Annotated in this window: 22 protein-coding genes; 13 read left to right on the top strand and 9 right to left on the bottom strand. The window is 52.6% G+C overall.

All coding sequences use genetic code 11. From position 1 onward, the window contains the following. The first annotated feature begins 59 nt into the window (after positions 1-59). Genes AB3G37_RS04190 through AB3G37_RS04200 form a run of 3 tightly spaced genes read left to right on the top strand, consistent with a single transcriptional unit; the run spans position 60 to position 2,359 of the window. Complete coding sequence (locus AB3G37_RS04190) at positions 60-743, top strand: nucleoside recognition domain-containing protein (protein WP_009637129.1); 684 nt, start codon at positions 60-62, stop codon at positions 741-743. Next, the gene (locus tag AB3G37_RS04195) at positions 736-1,203 is read left to right on the top strand and encodes a YjiG family protein (protein ID WP_009637128.1); all 468 of its coding nucleotides are present in this window, start codon (positions 736-738) and stop codon (positions 1,201-1,203) included. Before AB3G37_RS04190 ends, AB3G37_RS04195 begins: the two co-directional genes overlap by 8 nt. A 52-nt stretch (positions 1,204-1,255) precedes the next feature. Next, positions 1,256-2,359: an amidohydrolase gene (locus tag AB3G37_RS04200; RefSeq protein ID WP_369789799.1), complete on the top strand. Its 1,104-nt coding sequence runs from the start codon at positions 1,256-1,258 to the stop codon at positions 2,357-2,359. 43 nt (positions 2,360-2,402) lie between these two features. Here the strand turns inward: AB3G37_RS04200 and AB3G37_RS04205 are convergent, their stop codons facing one another. Then, a complete protein-coding gene (locus AB3G37_RS04205; protein ID WP_369789800.1) occupies positions 2,403-2,675 on the bottom strand; it encodes a hypothetical protein in 273 nt (90 codons plus the stop codon). A 17-nt stretch (positions 2,676-2,692) separates the two neighbouring features. Here AB3G37_RS04205 and AB3G37_RS04210 point away from each other — a divergent pair, with 17 nt between their 5' ends. Next, positions 2,693-2,854, top strand: coding sequence for a hypothetical protein (locus AB3G37_RS04210; protein ID WP_369789801.1), 162 nt, complete (start codon positions 2,693-2,695; stop codon positions 2,852-2,854). After that, on the top strand, positions 2,845-3,012 hold the full coding sequence (locus tag AB3G37_RS04215; protein WP_369789802.1) for a hypothetical protein: 168 nt from the start codon (positions 2,845-2,847) through the stop codon (positions 3,010-3,012). The genes AB3G37_RS04210 and AB3G37_RS04215 overlap by 10 nt, the downstream gene beginning before the upstream one ends. Here AB3G37_RS04215 and AB3G37_RS04220 read toward each other — a convergent pair. Further along, positions 3,009-3,482, bottom strand: coding sequence for an Lrp/AsnC family transcriptional regulator (locus AB3G37_RS04220; protein WP_369789803.1), 474 nt, complete (start codon positions 3,480-3,482; stop codon positions 3,009-3,011). The two genes, AB3G37_RS04215 and AB3G37_RS04220, sit on opposite strands and share 4 nt — an antisense overlap. A gap of 146 nt (positions 3,483-3,628) precedes the next feature. Here AB3G37_RS04220 and AB3G37_RS04225 point away from each other — a divergent pair, with 146 nt between their 5' ends. The 4 genes from AB3G37_RS04225 to AB3G37_RS04240 all read left to right on the top strand — a co-directional run bounded on the left by AB3G37_RS04225 (position 3,629) and on the right by AB3G37_RS04240 (position 8,349). Next, positions 3,629-4,033, top strand: coding sequence for a DUF2000 domain-containing protein (locus tag AB3G37_RS04225; RefSeq protein WP_369790891.1), 405 nt, complete (start codon positions 3,629-3,631; stop codon positions 4,031-4,033). Positions 4,034-4,291: 258 nt separating this feature from the next. Next, the gene (locus AB3G37_RS04230) at positions 4,292-6,403 is read left to right on the top strand and encodes a TonB-dependent receptor (protein WP_369789804.1); all 2,112 of its coding nucleotides are present in this window, start codon (positions 4,292-4,294) and stop codon (positions 6,401-6,403) included. A gap of 23 nt (positions 6,404-6,426) precedes the next feature. Next, positions 6,427-7,452, top strand: a complete 1,026-nt coding sequence (locus tag AB3G37_RS04235; protein WP_369789805.1) for an ABC transporter substrate-binding protein — start codon at positions 6,427-6,429, stop codon at positions 7,450-7,452. Between the two features lie 75 nt (positions 7,453-7,527). Next, positions 7,528-8,349: a lysostaphin resistance A-like protein gene (locus AB3G37_RS04240; RefSeq protein WP_369789806.1), complete on the top strand. Its 822-nt coding sequence runs from the start codon at positions 7,528-7,530 to the stop codon at positions 8,347-8,349. Between the two features lie 7 nt (positions 8,350-8,356). On the opposite strand, the gene AB3G37_RS04245 is transcribed toward AB3G37_RS04240, so the two are convergent. The 7 genes from AB3G37_RS04245 to AB3G37_RS04275 all read right to left on the bottom strand — a co-directional run bounded on the left by AB3G37_RS04245 (position 8,357) and on the right by AB3G37_RS04275 (position 15,594). Continuing rightward, a complete protein-coding gene (locus tag AB3G37_RS04245; RefSeq protein WP_369789807.1) occupies positions 8,357-8,971 on the bottom strand; it encodes a M15 family metallopeptidase in 615 nt (204 codons plus the stop codon). Positions 8,972-9,014: 43 nt separating this feature from the next. Further along, positions 9,015-9,827: a gamma-glutamyl-gamma-aminobutyrate hydrolase family protein gene (locus AB3G37_RS04250; RefSeq protein ID WP_369789808.1), complete on the bottom strand. Its 813-nt coding sequence runs from the start codon at positions 9,825-9,827 to the stop codon at positions 9,015-9,017. A 190-nt stretch (positions 9,828-10,017) separates the two neighbouring features. After that, positions 10,018-11,028 (bottom strand): ABC transporter ATP-binding protein, encoded by a 1,011-nt coding sequence (locus AB3G37_RS04255; RefSeq protein ID WP_009637111.1) that lies wholly within the window; start codon positions 11,026-11,028, stop codon positions 10,018-10,020. A 1-nt stretch (position 11,029) separates the two neighbouring features. Further along, entirely contained in the window at positions 11,030-12,079 is a 1,050-nt protein-coding gene (locus AB3G37_RS04260; protein WP_009637110.1) for an ABC transporter ATP-binding protein, read from the bottom strand. A 55-nt stretch (positions 12,080-12,134) separates the two neighbouring features. Beyond that, positions 12,135-12,986 carry an ABC transporter permease gene (locus AB3G37_RS04265; protein ID WP_369789809.1) on the bottom strand — a complete coding sequence of 284 codons (852 nt, stop codon included), beginning with the start codon at positions 12,984-12,986 and terminating at the stop codon, positions 12,135-12,137. Beyond that, positions 12,983-13,921, bottom strand: coding sequence for an ABC transporter permease (locus tag AB3G37_RS04270; protein ID WP_009637107.1), 939 nt, complete (start codon positions 13,919-13,921; stop codon positions 12,983-12,985). Before AB3G37_RS04270 ends, AB3G37_RS04265 begins: the two co-directional genes overlap by 4 nt. 80 nt (positions 13,922-14,001) lie before the next feature. Next, positions 14,002-15,594, bottom strand: a complete 1,593-nt coding sequence (locus AB3G37_RS04275) for an ABC transporter substrate-binding protein (RefSeq protein WP_369789810.1) — start codon at positions 15,592-15,594, stop codon at positions 14,002-14,004. Positions 15,595-15,889: 295 nt separating this feature from the next. Between AB3G37_RS04275 and AB3G37_RS04280 the strand changes: the two genes are divergently transcribed. Genes AB3G37_RS04280 through AB3G37_RS04295 form a run of 4 tightly spaced genes read left to right on the top strand, consistent with a single transcriptional unit; the run spans position 15,890 to position 19,463 of the window. After that, positions 15,890-16,885, top strand: a complete 996-nt coding sequence (locus AB3G37_RS04280) for a GntR family transcriptional regulator (RefSeq protein WP_369789811.1) — start codon at positions 15,890-15,892, stop codon at positions 16,883-16,885. Then, positions 16,872-17,567 (top strand): creatininase family protein, encoded by a 696-nt coding sequence (locus AB3G37_RS04285; protein ID WP_369789812.1) that lies wholly within the window; start codon positions 16,872-16,874, stop codon positions 17,565-17,567. Before AB3G37_RS04280 ends, AB3G37_RS04285 begins: the two co-directional genes overlap by 14 nt. A 53-nt stretch (positions 17,568-17,620) precedes the next feature. After that, positions 17,621-18,715 carry a ketopantoate reductase family protein gene (locus AB3G37_RS04290; protein WP_369789813.1) on the top strand — a complete coding sequence of 365 codons (1,095 nt, stop codon included), beginning with the start codon at positions 17,621-17,623 and terminating at the stop codon, positions 18,713-18,715. Next, positions 18,699-19,463, top strand: coding sequence for an SDR family NAD(P)-dependent oxidoreductase (locus tag AB3G37_RS04295; protein WP_009637102.1), 765 nt, complete (start codon positions 18,699-18,701; stop codon positions 19,461-19,463). The genes AB3G37_RS04290 and AB3G37_RS04295 overlap by 17 nt, the downstream gene beginning before the upstream one ends. The last annotated feature ends 214 nt before the right edge of the window (positions 19,464-19,677 follow it).

A 19,677-nucleotide genomic window follows, 5' to 3' on the forward strand; every position in this document is an offset into this window, starting at 1 on the left:
AGCTATTAACACACCAGATTAATTGATTTTTTGATATTACTTTAAAGAAGGGAAGTAGCATGACAGACACACGACTATCTGAAGATAAACCGGCGGCAGAGGCCGAAGAGTGGAAGGTGGGTAAGGGCGCTTACATCGCGCTGATCGCCGTAATCCTGATGTTCTCGGGCGCGTTTTTGAAAGTTGACGGCAAGGCCTGGCTGGGTGCTTTTGACTTTACTACCTTGGGTGGCTCGTTTGGCACAATGAAAAATCCGGCTACCGATACTTTCGTCGGCGCAGGCGGACTCTCAGCTAAAGCCGGCTTCCTGTTCGCGCTGTCATTGGTGCCGACGGTGATGCTGGCACTGGGCCTGCTGGAAATTTTCACCCATTACGGCGCTATTCGTGCGGCGCACAAGTTACTGACTCCATTGCTAAAACCGATCCTCGGCATTCCGGGGCATACCGGACTGGCGTTGATTACTGACCTGCAAAGTACCGACGCGGGCGCAGCGCTGAGTAAAGAGCTGTACGACAGCAAACGCATCACCCGCAAAGACGTGGTGATCATGGGAGCCTGGCAGTATTCCGGCGCGGGACTTATTAATAACTATTTTTCGATTGGGTCCGCAATGTTTGCTTCATTAACGCTGCCGGTGATTATCCCGCTGTTGTTGATGTTTGTTTTGAAATTTGTCGGTGCCGTGTTTGTTCGCTTTATGTTGAGTACTGTTTATAAGAAGGATTTTGAGAATGAGTAATGTAGCCAAAGTTAATAATAATCCGTTTGATATTTTCGTTATTGGTGCGCGCAAAGGTTTCAATATCGCAATTAATAACCTGATGCCGAACGTGGTCATGGCTTACGTCATTTCCGAGATCCTGAACCTCTTGGGCGTAATGAACCTGATTGGTCACGTTTTTGCACCATTAATGGGCTTGCTGGGGCTGCCGGGAGAGGCGGTAACCGTGTTGCTGACTGCCTGGCTGTCATCATCGGCTGGTACTGGTGTGGCGATCAGCCTGTTGACCAAAGGCACGCTGGACCCGGCGCAAATCACTATTTTGGCTCCTGCAATCTTCTTGATGGGGTCGCAGTTGCAATACATGGGCCGCCTGTTGGGTGTTGCCGATGTGCCGAAAAAATATTGGCCGCTGTTAATGCTGACCAGCATCTTCAACTCTATTATCGCCATGATTGTTATGCGGATTATCTCCTGATAACGCATTTCGGCCTAAACAGTAACTGTGAAGTTTTACAGGAGACGATTTCGTGTCAAAAACATTAGCTCACTATCAGCATTTGCATCAGATCCCCGAACTGGGCTTCGTGGAGTTCAAAACTTCGGCCTATATCGCCGAGGCACTGGAAGCGGCAGGTTTTAAAGTCACCCGAAATGTTAACGGCACCACCGGCATTATTGCCGAGCTGGACAGCGGCCAACCTGGCCCAGTGATGGCGTTGCGCGCAGATATGGATGCGCTCGGTCATATTATCGATGGTCAGCTGGTCGCGCGTCACACTTGCGGTCACGACGGTCATTCTTCAGTGGTGCTGGCCACTGCTCAGGAAGTGATAAAGGAAGGGATAGTCAAAAAAGGCCGTCTTAAAATTCTGTTCCAGCCTGCCGAGGAGCTGGGAACGGGGGCGTTGGCGATGGTAGAAGGCGGCGTGCTGGACGACATCGATATGCTGCTGGGTTTTCACGTTCGTCCACTGGAAGAATGCCCTATGGGGCAGGCAGTTCCGGCGATGCTGTATTCGGCCTGCGCGACCGTCGAGGCAACGATTACCGGTCTGCCTTCGCATGCGGCGCGTCCGCATCTTGGTATTAATGCGCTGGACGCCGCCGTGGCTGCCGTACAGGCGGTCAATACGATTCATCTTGCGCCGAACCTGACCTGGAGCGTCAAGGCTACGCGTTTCCTTTGCGATGCAGGCGTGACCAACTCGGTGCCTGATATCGCGACCGTTTGTTGGGATCTGCGTTCGCAGTACAACGAGCCGATGGATGAGCTTAAAGCCAAGGTGTTAAAAGCTATTGAACACAGCGTGGCGGCATTGGGTGCCAGCGCTGAGATTAGAGTGATGAAGGAGATGCCTGCGGCTATCGTTAACGATGAGATAACAGCAATCATTGCCGAGTCGATTGTCGAAGTGTTAGGACCTGAAGGTCTGACCGAGCCGAAATTCACGCCGGGCAGTGAAGATTTCTTCCACTATCCGCGTCAGTGTCCGCAGGTGAAAACGGGTTTCTGGGGTTTGGGTGCCAATCTGACGCCGGGGCTACATCATCCTGAGATGCGCTTTGACCTTGAGGCGCTAGAAATTGGCGTAAGAGTATTTAAAGGCTGCGTGAAAAGAGTGCTGGGTTAAGGGGCGATTCACGCCCCTGCCTGAGTTGGAAAAGGTGGTTATCTTATTGCTCGACGCTGCGGTTCCACTGGGTGTTCCATTTAGGACGATTTTGATTAATGGTTTTCCAGTCCAGCACCACGGCGTTTTTAACGTAAGACTGCATCTGTTTTAACTGTTCTCCGGCAGCGCCACTTTCCGTAACCTGAGTATTCGTCGGGCTGTAGGCGGCGTGATCCAGCGCCAGTTTCTGCGCTTCAGGCGAGATAACCCAGGCCGCCAGTTTTTGCGCCAATTCCGGCGAGCTGTTGTTGGCAAGCACACACTGCGCTGACATCAGCAGCACGCCGCCCAGTGTTGCTGCGACTCCGTGCGAGGCTTAATGATGCACTTTTTTTACTGGTGCGCGATGGCTATGACGCGGTGTGCCTGGATCGCAACGAAGGCCCTTATCCTATCCGCACTTTTACCGGAGATATCGGCGGGCGAGTGGCGTTTTGCAGGGGATGGCGGTAGCCGCGCTCAGTGTCGGTACCCTGGCCGAGCGTTTGAATCCGGAGCGTTTACCGGTGGTTGTCAGTCTGCTGCAAAAAGAAGCCGAAATTATTGGCCGTAATATCAATCCCTTTGACCCAACGCTGCAACGCCCTTCTCAGGGATTAAGAAACGGTTAATACCCCACCGGCAGCGCGGTCAGCGGTTTGACTTCGCGCAATACCAGCGTGGTTTGCATCTCTTTGATTCCGGGCAGGCGACGTAGGGTAGACATGGCAAAGGTCGAGAAACTGTCAAGATCCCTGGCCACCACCTGCAACAGAAAATCTGCATCGCCCGCAACGGCATAACAGGCAATTACCGGCTCCAGCGCCTCGACCTGACGCTCGAAATGCTGGGCCTCCTCCTCGCTGTGGCTGTCTATTTTTACTCTGATAAAGGCCAGGATGCCGAGGCCAAGCTTTCGGCGGTCCAATACAGCCTGATAGCCCGCAATTACGCCACTCTCCTCGAGCTGTTTTACTCGCCGCCAGCAGGGGGAGGTTGCCATGCCGACTTTCTCTGCCAATTCCTGATTGGTGATGCGCCCTGAGATCTGCAGCTGTTTCATGAGTTTGATATCGGACAGACTAAACAGTCTAGTGGGCATAAAGTTCCTATTATTAGTATCTATTCGGTAGAGGTTACCAAATTTAGCGCATTTTGAAGATTATTAGGAAGCACTTTTCCGCGAAATCTGGTTATGATTTTCTAACTTTTAACCACTTGGAAAAGGAATCTATTGTGTCAGAGACGATGCGCATTGCAGTGATTGTAAATCCAGAACTTCCCGTGGGCCTGCTGGCAAATACCAGCAGCGCGGTGGCGATTGGTCTGGCGGCTAAATTCCCGGCGCTGGCGGGTGAGCAACTGGCTGATATAGAAGGGAAAGCCGTCGATGTCAGCTCAAAATTACCGGTGCCAATCTTGCAGGCCACAGCAGAGCAGATTCAGGCCATTTTACATAAAGCCATGCAGGCTGGCGGTGAGGTCGCGATCGTACCTTTTCCTGCATTTGCGCGAGCGATGCACAGTTTTGAAGATTATCGTCAGGCTTTTCCTGCGCGTAATCTGTCACTGGAAACGTTGGACGGCTTAGGACTGGCGGGGCCGGAAAAGTGGGTCAAGTCGTTAACCGGTTCGCTGAAACTATTAAGATAGTTATAAAACATCATGCCAAATATCAGGGGGAAATATTAAAATACACTGCGCAAATAATAATATGATTAATTACCTAAATTAACTATTTGAAAGACAGAAACGTAAATAAATTATAAGTTTTTCGTTATGTACACCAGTATATATCGATGATAGCATTATTTTACTGTTTAATTATCCCCCGGTTTATTGAGGTATCTCAGCAACATAACCGCAACATTTGCATGTGCGGTGGGGATCTTGTTACTTATAAAAATATAAATGTTAAATAAAAATTTATTTACCTGCGCAGCGTCTTTTTTAATTCTGTCGGCGCACGCTCGTGCCGACGATACCGTAGTTGTTAATGCCACGGCGCCTGGAGCGACCACGCAATCAGAACCGGCCTCACCCGATAAACAGGCCACTTTAGGCAGTCTGGGCAAGCGTGACATTGCCAATACCCCTTATTCAATTGAAGTGTTGCCGGAATCGCTGATTAAACGTCAGCAGTTGCAAAGCGTGACGGATCTTTATCGCTACCTGCCTTCTGTTCAGGGCGACGGCGCGCGCCCTCAGTCCCGAGGTATGCAGGGCAGTGTGGTGCAGAATTCGATGATCGATGGCCTGAACGTGGTCTCTACTACTGATTATCCTGCCGAGCAATTTTCGTCGATTGAAGTGTTGAACGGACTGGCAGGATCGCTTTACGGCCCGGCCAACCCGGCGGGGATCTTCAACTTTGTCTCCAGGCGTCCTACCGATACGCCACAGCGTAGCATTACCGTTGGCGGCGGCACCGGTACAGGGCCACAGATCTCCACCGATCTTAGCGGGCCGCTGGACAGCGGAGACCGGGTTAAATATCGTCTGAACCTGCTCGATGACGACGGTCGTGGTTACGCCAGCGGCAGCACCCGCCGCCGTCAGTTGGCCAGTCTGGGGCTGGATTTCCAGCTAACCGACAAGCTGACCATGCAGACCAATTTCAGCTATTACCATTTTTATCAGAAAGGCCTGCCGGGTAAATTTGCACTGGCGAAAGGCACCTCGTTTCCGAGCGCGCTCAATCCGACCAACGGTCGCTTTGGGCAGTATTACGCCGGTGACGATGACAAGACTTCTACCGAAAGCGTGCATTTCAAGTATGACTTCGACGGCAACTGGCTCGGCGAATTCGGCTTCCTGCATCAGGTAGCGGATCGTCAGTCCACGGCGGTAACCAATACGCTGACAGACAATAAAGGGGATTATACCTCTACCGTTGCCAGCGCTACCGCCAGTCGTTTCACCATCAACAGTTATATGGCGAACCTGACCGGTCGCGTTGATACTGGCTGGATTTCGCACGATCTGTCGATGGGGATGCGCGGTTTTGTCTGGAAAAACTTCAACCCGATTGGCGGCGCAACCACCACGCTTGGCTCGGCGAATCTTGACGATCCATTGCAATTCAAAGAGCCGGATTACCCTGACTTTACTGACCGCTATCATTCGGCGACCAGCACTCAGCAGTCATTCCTGTTGGGCGATACCTTAACCTTTAGCCCGCAGTGGAGCCTGCTGCTGGCAGGTAGCGAAAGCTTCCTGACCGCCAACAACTACGCGAAAACCGGTACTCGCAGCAGCAAGTCTGACAACCACGGCCTCAGCGGTTCTGCCAGCCTGATGTATAAGCCGGTTGAAAACCTGACACTCTATTCCACCTATGCCGACAGCCTGCAACAGGGCGATGTTGCACCAAGCGGCAGTAATAATGCCGGGGCTATTCTGTCTCCTTATCGCAGCAAGCAGGTCGAAGTGGGCGGCAAGCTGGCAGTCAATGATAAATTGCTGCTGACGGCAGACGTGTTCCAAATCCAGCGCCCGTATGCTTACACCTTGACCAACGGCGATTATGGTATTGCCGGCAAGCAGCGCAACCGGGGCCTTGAACTGTTGGCCGACGGCGATTTGACTTCGAACCTGCACATTTTTGGTGGCATCACCTGGCTCGACCCGCTGTTGCACGATACCGGCTCGGATAGCACCGACGGCAAGCAGGTCGTTGGTCTTCCTCGCGTGACCAGTGATTTGCTGGTGGTTTATGATTTGCCGCAGGTGCAGGGGTTGTCTATCAATGCTGCAGGTCACTATGTGGGCCGTCGTTCAACGGATAACGCCAATTCGACCTGGGTCGGCAGCTATGCGACTTTTGACCTCGGCACTGCTTACCGCACCACTTTGCTCGGCACCGCCACGACTTTCCGTCTGGACGTGACCAATCTGACCAATCGTCATTACTGGACCAATATTGTTCCGGGCGGATTGAACGGTTATACCGGCAGTGGTTACGCCAGCGCTTCGTTGGGCGATCCTCGCATGGCGCAGCTTTCCATGCAGGTTGATTTCTAATTACCCAGAATTCGAGGCTTGTTATGAGTATTAAAACCAAGGCGCTGGTGTTGACCGCAACGCTATTACTCACACCTTTGCACGCCGCGCTGGCTGCGCGGCAGGTTATTGATGATTCGGGAACAAAGATAACGTTGCCCGACCACGTCAATCGCATTGCCGACGCGTGGTATGCGCATCATTCACTGCTGATGACGCTGGGAGCCGGGGATAAAATCATCGCCACGGTTAATCATGCCCAAGATAGACCCTGGATGTTTCTAATTCAGCCTTCGCTCAACAAGGCGTTAAGCGTGCGCGGCGTGACTTTTAACAGCGAAACGCTGTTGACGGATAAAACCGATGTAGTTTTTGCCTCGAAAGGCAACGGCGACGTTGCGGCGTATCGACAGGCACAGCTGCCGACCGTCGAGGTGCAATTCGACGATTTTCCGTCGATGAAACACGCGATGCTGACCACTGCCGCGGTGCTGGGAACGCCGCAGGCCGAGAAACAGGCTCGCCTGTATAATCAATATCTCGATCGGCAGATTGCTGCAATTCAGGCGAAAACCAGCAAGCTGACCGAGGCACAAAAACCGCGCGTGCTGCACATCGAGTCGCTGCATCCTTTGAAAATTGACGGCAGCGATACGCTGATTGATACCTGGATCCGCCTGGCCGGTGGCATTAACGTCGCCAGCGAAGTGAAAGGCAATATGAAAGAGGTGTCGCCGGAGCAGGTGTTGGCGTGGAAACCCGACGTGATTATCATCGGCGCCGGGGCAGGAACACTGGACAACTCGGACTATGGCAAGCTGTTCCAATCGTTGAAAGCGGTGCAGCAGCACAAGGTGTGGCAAAATCCGTCAGGCGTGTTCCCTTGGGACCGTTACGGCACCGAAGCCGCGTTGCAAATCCAGTGGGCTGCACAGAAATTACATCCTGAACTTTTCCCTGATTTGAATATTGTTTCTGCAACAGAGGATTTTTATCGTCGCTTCTTTAATTATCCTCTGACGGCGAGCCAGGCGAAACGGATCCTCAACGCATTGCCACCCGAGTCATAATCGTAAGCGAAAATCCTGTATATTGGCCTCCGCAAAAGGCTGTGAAGGCCAATGGAAAGCAGGGAGCTTCTGATTATGTGGTGGATATTAGCGGGTTCATTAGCGATGCTGCGGTTGCATCGTGGAACCGCCGTTTGTTTGATGTTGATAGCCCTCGGCTGGGGCATGATAGATAAAGTTATTGATTTTAGTGGACTGCTGGCGATTGCCGGCATCGGCTTGATCTGTCTGATCGTTAAAGCCGGAGACGGCTTCTGGCGCGGCTTAAAGCCCGCAGGCGAGGTTCTGCTGCTTGCCTGCGCGATAGGGCTGTTTGTGCATATTTTTCCCGGTTTTAATAACCCCAAAATAATCGATGCCGTTAAAGTCGGTCAGCAAAGTGCGCCATTTTCGATGTGGTTTAACTTCGACAAAGCGATCATCCCGTTCATTCTGCTGATGGCGCTTCCCACTCTTTTTTATCGACCCTCAGTCTATCGTCCTGCTCGCTGGGCCTGGCTACTGTTGATATTGAGCGTTCCGGCCCTGTTGCTGACTGCGGTAGGTCTTGGTGGATTGCGGATCGAAGCGCATTTTCCTGAATGGTTGGGAAGTTTCGTACTGGCAAACCTGTTTTTTGTCTCGCTGGCGGAAGAGGCGCTATTTCGTGGTTATTTGCAACAGCGTCTAGCAGGTTGGTTAGGGCCTATTCCCGCGCTGTTTGTCACGGCATTACTGTTTGGATTGGCACATATTGCCGGAGGCGTAATGCTGATGGTGTTTGCCGCCTTGGCTGGGGTTATCTACGGTTTGGCATGGATGTGGAGCGGCCGTCTGTGGACCTCAACCCTGTTCCATTTCGCGCTGAACCTCTGCCAGCTGCTGCTGTTTACCTATCCTTATTATCTCAACTCGTAAATCAGATTTAATCAGCGGCGGGATGCCAGCACCAGTGCCACGGCTCGTAGATAAATCCCCACGGGTTATTTAATGGGAACGACATTTTAAAGCCGAAGCGCAAGGCGTTATCACGAAGCCATTCGAAGGCTGGAGTGTCGCCAAACACGCCGCTGACCTCGTCGCAATCGGGAGTATTAATGTCAATCGCGCAGCCGGTATGGTGCTCGCTACAGCCTGGAGGGGCGAGGTAGGTGAAAAATTCTTCAGGAGGGATGCCCAGCTGCTGTTTAATTTTTATCAGGTTCATCTGATACTCGACGCTGCGAAAGGCCGAGACCAGATACAGCTCAATACCATCAACTTTGGCGCTTTCGCACATTTTCCACCAGGCAGACGCCGCTTCCAGAGTTAACAGAAACGCTTTACCGTCGGCATTGGTTTGTGCAGTCACCAGCGACTTTTCATCGACCTGCGGGAAAAACGGCAAAGTGCGGTGAGCAATCACTTCGCTGCGAATGCCCAGTTTTCCAAGCCAATCAACTATCTGCGCCTGATTTTCAATAGCTATTCCAAGGTCAGCCTCAGGCTGGGTCGATGTTTTAGTGATCGATGTTTTAGTGATCGATGTTTTAAGGGTCATCGTTTAATGGTCATAGTTGAGTTGCGATTGCAGTCATAACGAATTATTGCCCGTGCGACTGACTCATCGCCTTAGCCATCGCCTTGCCCGATGAACGGCGCGCATTTTTATAGTCATCTGCAGCATCAACAAAGGCTTTCAGTAACTCTCGGTCATGCTCGTGTTGTAAATATTCCGGATGCCACTGCACGCCGATACAAAAGTAATAGTCATCGCATTCAACGCCTTCGATCACGCCGTCTGGAGAAATAGCATTGACGCGGCAATTTTTACCCAAGGTTTTAACTGCCTGATGATGGGAGCTATTAACCTCATAATGGCGAGCGCTGACTAACCGGCTAAGCTTAGTGCCGTCGAGGATTTCAACCTGATGACGAGCGCGCTTCTTTCCGCCCGCATTCTTGGTATCAACCGTTGTGCTGTGCTCCAGCGCATCCGGTAAAGCATCTGGAATATGCTGAATCAGGCTGCCGCCGGTCAACACTGCCAACAGCTGTTCGCCACCGCAAATACCCAGTAACGGCATATCTCGCAGCATTGCGCCTTGCACAATCGCTTTTTCAAACTCGGTACGAGCGGGTTTGAGTCGGATTTGATCGCTGACTTGCTGCTCGTTGAACAGCTCGGGAGAGACGTCGAACGCGCCTCCGGTGATAATAATGCCGTCACACAATGACAAAAATTCGTCAGACAGCTCCGCGTGATGCGGCAAGGCCAAAGGCACGGCACCAAGTTCGGCCAGGCTGGCCATATAGTTCTGGCGCAATGCGTACCACGGATAATCTGCGTATCCACCTGCTTCTTCACTATCCAACGTTACGCCGATAACGGGCTTGGAATGAGGATTAATGCTCATAGTGACTCGCTTTGCCTTTTTAAAATCGCACCGGCATGTCTCGCAGGGATCGCTTGGGTGCTGAGAAAATATTCAATACCTTAAGATATCAAGGGCAACTCGGAGGTCAATATTAATTATTCTTCAATTTAAACAAAAAAAGGCAAACCGCCTGGTTCGCCCTTTGAACTATTGATCTGATAACGGGTTTTTAAACCAGATGACAGGCTACCCGTTGGCCGCCGGGTTTAATGAGCAGAATAGGTCTTTCCTTACGGCAGCGGTCGGTGACATAAGGGCAGCGAGTATGGAAACGGCAACCAGAAGGTGGCGAAAGCGGGCTAGGCAGCTCGCCGGTCAGACTGACATTTTTTCCTCTGTCGCGTGGATCCATAGTCGGAGCCGCGCGTAAAAGCGCCTGTGTATAAGGATGTAGCGGCGTTTGAAATAGCGTCTCGGTATCGCCCACTTCAACTACTTCACCGAGATACATCACGGCCACGCGGTGAGAAATATGCCGCACCAGCCGTAAATCGTGGGCTACAAACAGCACGGTGAGGCTCAATTTTTGTTGCAAATCCAGCAGCAGGTTCACTACCTGGGCCTGTACCGAGACGTCCAGCGCAGAAACCAGCTCGTCGGCAATCAGCACTTTCGGCTCGACCGCCAGCGCGCGGCTAATACCAATACGCTGGCGCTGACCGCCGGAAAACTCGTGGGGCAGTTTATCAATAGCATCTATCGGCAGGCGCACCAGCTCCATCAGCTCTCGAATACGCGCCGGAATGTCTTTTTTGGCACACATTTTGTGAACTGACAACGCCTCGGTCAGCATCTGGCCTACGGTCATTCGCGGGTTCAGCGAGCTGTAGGGGTCCTGAAAAATCATCTGTACCTGGCGATTAAAACTGCGGCGATCTTTACCACGCAGGGTAGAAATGTCTTTGCCGTTGAAATAAATTTTGCCTTCACTGGTTTGCAGCAGACCAACCATGGTGCGAGCAAGGGTAGATTTTCCACAGCCGGACTCGCCAACCACGCCCAGCGTTTCGCCGCGCATCAGCTCAAGGCGCACGCCGTTTAATGCTTGAACGAACTGGCGGGGCTTGCCCTGAATCTTGTCCATAATCGAATGAGTGACAGGAAAGTGCACCATCGCCTCTTCAACGCTGACGATCGGCATTCCGGGTTTGGCCTGTTTATCGCCTACGATTGCGCTCATCTTAAAGCTCCTCCAGCGAAGGTTGCGGGGATTGTGTCGTCGCTAAACTGTCCTTGAGGTCGGCGTGATGATGACAGGCCACCTGATGAGCGGCGTTAATCACTTCCAGCATCGGCACCTCGCGCAGGCAAACCTCGGTTTTATAGCGGCAGCGCGGATTAAAACTGCACCCCGACGGCAGGTCGAGCAGTGAAGGTGGCGTTCCTTCAATCGACAACAGCGGTTTTCGCTCGCCGCCACTTTGCGGGACAGAAGCCATCAATCCCTGAGTATAAGGATGGCGAGGTCGGCTGAAGATCTCCTCGACCGGCGCGGTTTCGACGATACGCCCGGCATACATCACCGCCACGCGATCGCATAGCTGGGCAACCACCCCAAGGTCGTGTGTAACAAAGATAATGCCCATGCCAAGCTGGTCACGCAGGCTGAATAACAGCTTGAGGATTTGCTCCTGGATGGTGACGTCCAGCGCGGTTGTCGGTTCATCGGCTAGCAGCAGGCGAGGGTTACCGGCCAACGCAATCGCAATCATGACTCGCTGGCGCATACCGCCGGAAAACTGATGCGGATAGTCATCAAGGCGCTTTTCCGGAGCGGGGATCCCAACCTGATTCAGCAGTTCGATAGCCCGCAAACGCCGTTGCTTGCGGTTCAAGTCGGTGTGCGCGTGCAGGCTTTCTTCGATTTGCCGCCACACGGTAAGCACCGGATTGAGGGCAATCATGGGCTCCTGAAAGATCATTGCTATCTCGCCGCCGCGGATTGACTGCAACTCGGCGGGTTTCATGGTCGAGATCTCCCGACCCTGCCATTTTACCGAGCCGGAAATTTCTGCACTTGGCGGCATCAGGCGCAGCAAAGAACGCAAAGTGACGCTTTTTCCCGAGCCGGATTCGCCCACCAAGCCGAGAATTTCACCCGGCTTGAGGCTGAAGCTAACGTCTTGAATCGCGCGCAGGCTGCCGCGCGAGGTGTGAATTTGGGTGTTGAGTTGGCTCACATCGAGCAAATTTTCGGTATCAATATTCTGTTCGCGCGTTTGGCTGGGCATAGTTTGCTCTCATCATTTGCTAACGGCTTAAGGTCGGTTCCCTGTTGCTGCCGGGCTATCGGCTGCCCGGACGAAGCCAGTCTGACAACAGATCGCCAAACAGACTGAATCCCAAACCGGTCAACACAATCGCGATGCCGGGGAAAATAGTGAGCCACCAGGCGGTATCCATGAAATTTTTCCCGGAAGCAATCAGCACGCCCCATTCTGCCGTTGGCGGCTGCGCGCCGAGGCCGAGATAACCCAGGCTGGAACCCAGCAGGATTGCCAGCGCCATATCGGTCATCCAGTACACCAGCGTGGTAGTAATCACGTTGGGCAGCACGTGTCGAAAAATAATGCGCAACGGGCTATAACCCATGACTTTTCCGGCAGCAACATATTCGAGGCGCTTTTGAATGCTGACCTCGCCAGCTATCAAACGGGCGTAGAACACCCAGTAAATGATGCCAACGGCGATATACATGCTGTTCAGGCCAGGGCCGAGAATAGCGACGATGGCGATGACCAGTACCAGCAGCGGAAATGTCACTACTGCATCGACGATGCGCTGGAAAAGCGTTTCGGCTATCCCGCCACAATATCCTACTAGCAGGCCAACCAAGGTGCCGAACACCATCGGGAACAGAGTGGTGAAAAAGGCAATCTGCAGGTCGATTTGATAGGCATAAATCACCCGCGAAAAGATATCGCGACCAAAGTTATCGGTGCCGAAAAAGTGTTGCAGGCTCGGTCCTTTAAGGATTGCACGATAGTCAAATTTCAACGGATTGGCGGTTGCGATTAAATGCGGGAAAAAGGCGGTCAGCAAGCTAAACGCCAGGATTACGCAGCCCAAAACCGATGACCACGGCAGATGTTTGCGCCATTTACGGGTGATCGAACGCTGGACAATAAGCTCGCTCATCTTGCTCTCCTTGGGTCAATCATCACCTGCACAATGTCGGTTATCAGGAAAATTAGTGAAACCAGCACCGAAAGCACGATAACCAGCCCCTGAATCATCGGATAATCACGGCTGAAAATGCTGTCGACCATCAGGCGGGCAATGCCCGGTACGGCGAATACGGTTTCGGTGATAACCGCGCTGCCAATCGTGGTGCCGATATTCAAGGCAAACAGGCTGAGCATCGGGATCAGTGAATTACGCAATACGTGGCGCATCAGAATCACTCGCGTACTCAGGCCTTTGGCGCGTGCAAAAGTGACGTATTCAGCGTCGAGCACGGCGATAATCGAGTTTCGCAGGCTGCCAATCAGTACCGAAGTGATGCTCACTGCCAGCGTTAACGCCGGTAAAAACAGGTGATAAACACGTTGACCAAAACTGTCGCCGTAGCCACCTACCGGAAACCAGTGCAACTGGGCGGCGAAAATAGTCAGTAAAACCAGTCCGATGTAGAAGGAGGGCATCGATAGCGTGACCTGCGACGCGCCGCGAATGGTGATATCGGTGGCGCTGTTGCGTTTTAACGCCGAGACAAAGGCCAGCGGGATCGCCATAACGATCGCGAACAACGCCGCCATGCCGGTCAGCAGCAAAGTGACCGGTAAACGTTCGGCAATCACTGAGGTGACCGGCGCGTGCATGGCGTAAGAGTTGCCCAGATTCCCCGTCGCAACCTGACGCACAAAATACAAGAACTGCACCGGTAAGGGCTGGTCCAGACCCAATTCTTTATTGATTCGCGCCACGTCGGCGTCGGTCGCACGATCGCCAATCATCGCACTCGCCGGGTCGCCCGGCAGTAGGCGCACGATGGTAAAGGTCACCACCAAAATCACCAGCAGCGTGGGGATGATTAACAGTATGCGTTTTAAAATATATGAAAATTCAGTCAAGGGATGACCTCAAACCTTGATACTCAAGGCTGCAATTTAATTAATTACAGCCTTAAGTCGTGGGTTTTAATCGTGTTTGATCACTTCTTCAGCCAGGTTGAGGTGAAGATATTATTCCCGAGCGGGATCTGCACAAATCCCTGTACGTCTTTTTTCAACGCAACGGGATAGGAGCTTTCATACAGCGGAATCGTTGGGCCGGTGCTGTTATAAATGTCCTGAATTTCTTTGTACTCTTCCTTGCGTTTGGCTGGATCAGTCTCTTTCTGCGAGGCCTCGAACAGCTGATCTAACTTGTCGCTTTTCCAGCCTGAATGCAGCGCCTGAATATTTTTCGAATAGGCGTAATAGGAAGTGATTTCGTTGGGATCGGCGATGTCATCGGTCCAGGGGCCAATACGTGTACTGAAGTTGCCTTTGCGGAAGTTGGCGTTCAGCGTGGCGTTATCCATCTGATTGATCGTGAGTTTAACGCCAATCTGTGACCACATTTGCTGTAAGCCGGTGGCAATGCTCAGGCTGTCTTCGTTACCCGCCAAAATATTCATGCTGGTGGTAAAACCGTTGGGGTAACCGGCCTCTTTCATCAACGCCTGCGCTTTTTCGACGTCAACCGGATACAACGGTTTAGTGCCGGAGTTAAGCGGTGTCGAGGTCGACATAAATGAGGTCATCGGTTTGCCGATTCCAAAAGTGACCAGCTGAATAATGCCATCTTTATCAGTCGCATAGTTCAGAGCCTCGCGAACCTTGGGATTGGCCAGCGGGTTCGGTTTGCCGTCGATTTCAGGGCGAGCGTTAACACTGCCGACTTCTACACGGGTCGATGGGAACAGTTTCATGTCAAGCGACGCATTGCCCTGCAACTCCTTTACCCGTGAGTAAGGGATAAATTCCGCACCGTCCAGCTCGCCGGACTGGAGTTTAAGAATACGCGTGGCGTCATCGGGCACAATTTCAAACTTGATGCTGTCCAGGTATGGCAGCGCCTTGCCGTCCGCACCTTTCGCCCAGTAATAAGGGTTGCGCACCAGCGTCATGGTGGAGTTATGCTGCCAGGATTTGAGGATAAACGGCCCTGAACCCACTGGATGTTCGGCGAACGCCGCGGCCTTGTCGTGATCGGTCGCGCCGGGCTCAGCTTCGAACTGTTTCTCCGGCATGATCGCGGTGTTAAATACGGTTAACGCGCTGAGGATCGCCGGGTCTGGATGAGAAAGATGCACCACCACGGTATGTGGATCGCTGATGCTTACGTTATCGATTGCGCTGACCAGAAACTGCCATACGCCGTTGCCTGGTTTGGCGGCACGTTCCAGCGACCATTTCACATCTTGCGCAGTAATTGGCGAACCGTCAGAGAATTTGGTATCAGGACGCAGGGTGATGGTCAGGCTTTTGCCATCGTCAGACAGTTTCCACGCGGTGGCGAGGCCCGGTTTAATCCCTTTACCGTCATCGGTTGGCAGTAGCAGCGTGTCGTAGAGGTTCGAGAGGATCCAGATATCGTTATTGCTTTCGTTCAGGACGGGTTCAAGGAAATTACTGTCGGCGTAACGGCCATAGACCAGTGTGCCACCGCGCTGTACTACCTCGGCGGCATGCGCGGACAGCGTGCTGAGCGCGCCGGTTGCGAGTAAGGCTAACAAGGTCAATTTTGTCTTAACTTTCATTACCATGCCCCTCTGTTCATCAGAATAAAGTGCTCGTCAGGAAAAATATTTTTGCCTTCTAAACTGCCAAGGCGAAACCTGTAAAAATGCTGTTGAGGATTGTGTTCTAGTTAACTAATACGATATTTGAAGCATTGGTCACGGATTGTCAATAATTCGTGCAAAAAAAATGCAACAAAGTGGCTGAGGGTTGAGTGTGGAGATAATTTGCGCGTTTTTTTATGATAACGGCTTGCATTGATGTAAAAAACAGCATTATTGTATTATCAGACCAGTACAGTTACCAAGGCAGGCCATGGAATTCCACCTCGACCGTACCTCTTCGATTCCGTTGGGCGCACAGCTGCGCGGAACCATTGAATATGCAATCACTTTTGGCGCTTTGAAGCCCGGCGAGCAGCTACCTTCGGTCAGGGAAATGGCCGATCTGCTCGGGGTTGCGCCAATGACCGTCGCGCATGTTTATCGTGAATTAAAAGCGGCAGAGCTGGTTTACAGCAAACCCGGCGCAGGAACTTTTATTGCTGATGCTTCGGCGTTGCTGGGTTCATCCGGTGCGCATTTGAGTGAGCTGCATCAGCATCTTGATGCCTTGATAAACTGCGGAATTTTAATGGGTTACAACGCCACCGATTTGGGCGCGTTAGTAAGTAACCGCTTCAGCGAAAGGCAGCGCCAGTTAAGAAAGAAAACGGTCTTTCTTATTGGTAATTTTATTGATGCGGCGCGCGATTACGCCAATTGTATCGCCGAAACGCTGGGTGAAATTGCCGAGGTTGAAGCAACCACGTTAACTAGTCTGAAAAATGATGAATTGCTGCGTCAACGGGTAAGTCACGCCGATTTACTGCTGACATTCGCCCATCGTCGGCGTGAAGTCAGTCAGTTGATGCCCGGACAGCCGTTGTTGAATATCAGCTTTATTCCTTCTGAATCGACGCGTCGCTCGCTGGCTTCACTGGAGCCGTTGACCAAAACGTTAGTGGTGTCGATTTTCCCGGAATTTACCTCGTTGATGACTCACGGTGTCGAGCGTTTTGCACCGCACGTTACTTTGGTCACTGTGGTTCATCGCAATGATCCGCAACTTGCCGAGCTTATCAAAGAGACCGATGCGCTGGTTTACGCAACAGGCGCTCAGGATCTCATCTCACAGCTTCGTGAGGGGCAAATTTCTTTTGAATACAGGCATGTTCCTGATGCAGGGGAAATTCAGCGGGTGGTCGTACCGCTGCTGCAACAGGGTATTTTTCAAGCGTCCAACACCGGGGACCTTAATGAAAATCAGTGAGATGAATTGGCAACAGCTGGAGAACTATCTTGCCACCGACGATCGTGCGATTGTGCCGCTGGGCAGTACTGAGCAGCACGCGTACCTGAGCCTTTCCGTAGACTCGATTCTGGCAGAAAGGGTAGCATCTGAGGCCGCAGAGCCTTATGGTATACCTGTCTTCCCGGTTATGCCTTTTGGCATGACACCCGCGTTTAGCGATTATCCCGGCACCATCAGTCTGAGCATGAACACCTATGTGGCTCTGCTCAACGACATTCTCAACAACCTGAAACGTCAGGGATTTCGCCGCATATTATTTGTGAACGGCCACGGCGGTAACTCACCGGCGCAGAACATTATCAGCGAGTGGATGGTCAATAATCCCGGCCTGACGGTGCAGCTGCATAACTGGTGGAATGCGCCTAAAACGCTGGAAAAAGTACTTTCTATCGATTCGGTGGCTTCGCACGCCTCGTGGATGGAAAATTTCCCGTGGACACGGCTGGCGGGGGTAACTCAGCCGCAGCAACAGAAACCGATGGTAGATTTGACGGCGCTACGCAAACTCGACCCGACAAGGGCGCGGGCCTATCTCGGGGACGGCAACTACGGCGGATATTATCAGCGTCCCGACCAGGAGATGCTGGCAATCTGGGAAATCGCTCTGGCGGAAACGCGCGAGATTATTGACGCGCTTTAATCCGCAACGATGCTACCGCTGTTTCGAAGATTTTTAACTCGGAGGTAGAACTGATGTCAGTAGCCACTCTGGTTGAAGAAGATATGTATCCCTATCAGCCGCAGGCGCTGTCGCCCATCGTCATTTGGGGCGCAGGCGCCATCGGCGGCGCAATAGGCGCATCGCTTATTGAATCCGGCCGCTCGGTTATTTTTGTTGATAATGTCGCCGAACATGTCGAGGCGATCAATTTGCACGGCCTGCGTATTACCGGCCCGCTCGGGGAGCGAAAGGTTCAGGCTCAGGCCTATCTGCCCCAACAGCTTGAAGGTTTTTATAACTGCGTGCTGCTGGCGGTCAAATCTCATCATACCCCTGACGCAATTCACCAGATAGCGCCTCTGTTAGCCCCGGAAGGCTATGTTGTTTCAATGCAGAACGGCCTTAACGAGCGAGTCATTGCCGATGTCATTGGCGTCGAGCGCACGGTCGGGGCATTCCTTAATTTCGGAGCCGATTTCATTGAGCCGGGCGTGATTCATCATGGCGGCCGTGGCGCTGTCGTGCTCGGCGAACTGGATGGCATTACCCGCCCGCGCACCGAAGAACTTTACAGCCTGCTGCTTAGCTTTGATTCATCGGCAATCCTGACCCCGAATATCTGGGGATTTCTGTGGGCCAAGATGATCTACGGCGCGCTGCTGTTTGCCACTGCGCTCACCGATGACAGCATCGCCGACGTGCTGGCAATGCCAAAATTCAGACCGGTGCTCACCGCGCTGGCGCGTGAATTAGGTGCTGTCGCGCACGCGCAGGGTATTGTTTTGCAGGGCTTTGATGGCTTTGACCCCTCGGCTTTTCTGCCGGATGCCACGGAGGAGCACACCTCGCAATCGTTTGACGACATGGTGGCTCACAATCGTCGCTCGGCCAAATCCCACTCGGGAATTTGGCGTGATTTGGCGGTTCGCAAGCGCCAGACCGAGATTGACGCGCAGATAGCCCCCGCTATTGATATTGGTATCGGATTCAATCTGCCGATGCCTTTGACCACGCGGTTAGTTAACCTGATTCACTTGGTTGAGCGCGGCGAATTGCCGCAGACCCTGGAAACGTTGGCGCTGCTTGAAATTAACGAGGCTGGAAGTCCCTATGCAAAATCCTTTTGATTACTCGCAGCGCACGGTGTTGGTGACCGGCGCGGCGCAAGGTTTTGGTCGTGCAATTTGTCTGGCTTTTGCCGAGCGCGGTGCGCAGGTGATTGCCTGCGATATCCAGAAAGGATTGGTGGAGGAGACCGCTGCGCTTGCTGGCGAACGTTGCCTCGCTGTCGAGGCGGATATCAGCGATCCCGCTGCGGTAAACGCGCTGTTTGCTGCGCTGCAAGAGCAGGGCTTGAGTGTCGATACGCTGGTCAACAATGCGGGTGGCGTGGTCGGGCAGCAGGGCCAGCCGGTGGAAGAGGTGACTTTTGCCCAGTGGCAGGCCATCGTGGCGGTGAATCTTAACGGCGCGTTTTTGATGTCACAGGCTGCGGTGAGTGGAATGAAGCAGCGCAAATTCGGCCGTATCATTAATATTTCCAGCGGAGCAGGGTTGGGAGTTAGTTTGACTGGCATTCAGGCCTACGCCAGTGCAAAGGCCGGGCAGATTGGCCTGACTCGACAGCTTGCTCACGAGCTGGGGCCGTGGAATATTACAGTCAACAATGTCGCGCCGGGGTTTGTGCGCAGCAATCCTTCTACCGAAAGGCAGTGGGAAGCGATGGGCGAAGAAGGGCAGCGGCGGCATGTGCAAAATGTTGCTCTCAAGCGCCTTGGAACCGCTGAAGATATCGCCCACGCAGTGCTGTACTTTGCTTCCGACTGGGCCAACTGGGTCAGCGGCCAGATCCTCTCCGTGGATGGCGGAAAATAACAATTATTGCGGCTCTCTATACTGAGAGCCTTTCCCCTTATAGTCTTCGCAATAACCTCTATAATCACAAAACCTTATCCTTTATATTGTTGTGTAAATTATCACTCTTAGTGACTTGTTTTGTCATACTTGCTTACGTAATCTTTACGTTGCCCTAAAAACAGTCTACCGGTAAATTCTGGATAATGGGCCTTTCGGTTGAACGACCCTTTTC

Origin of the sequence: Rouxiella sp. WC2420, assembly GCF_041200025.1 — a bacterium.
Classification (GTDB): Bacteria; Pseudomonadota; Gammaproteobacteria; order Enterobacterales; family Enterobacteriaceae; genus Rouxiella.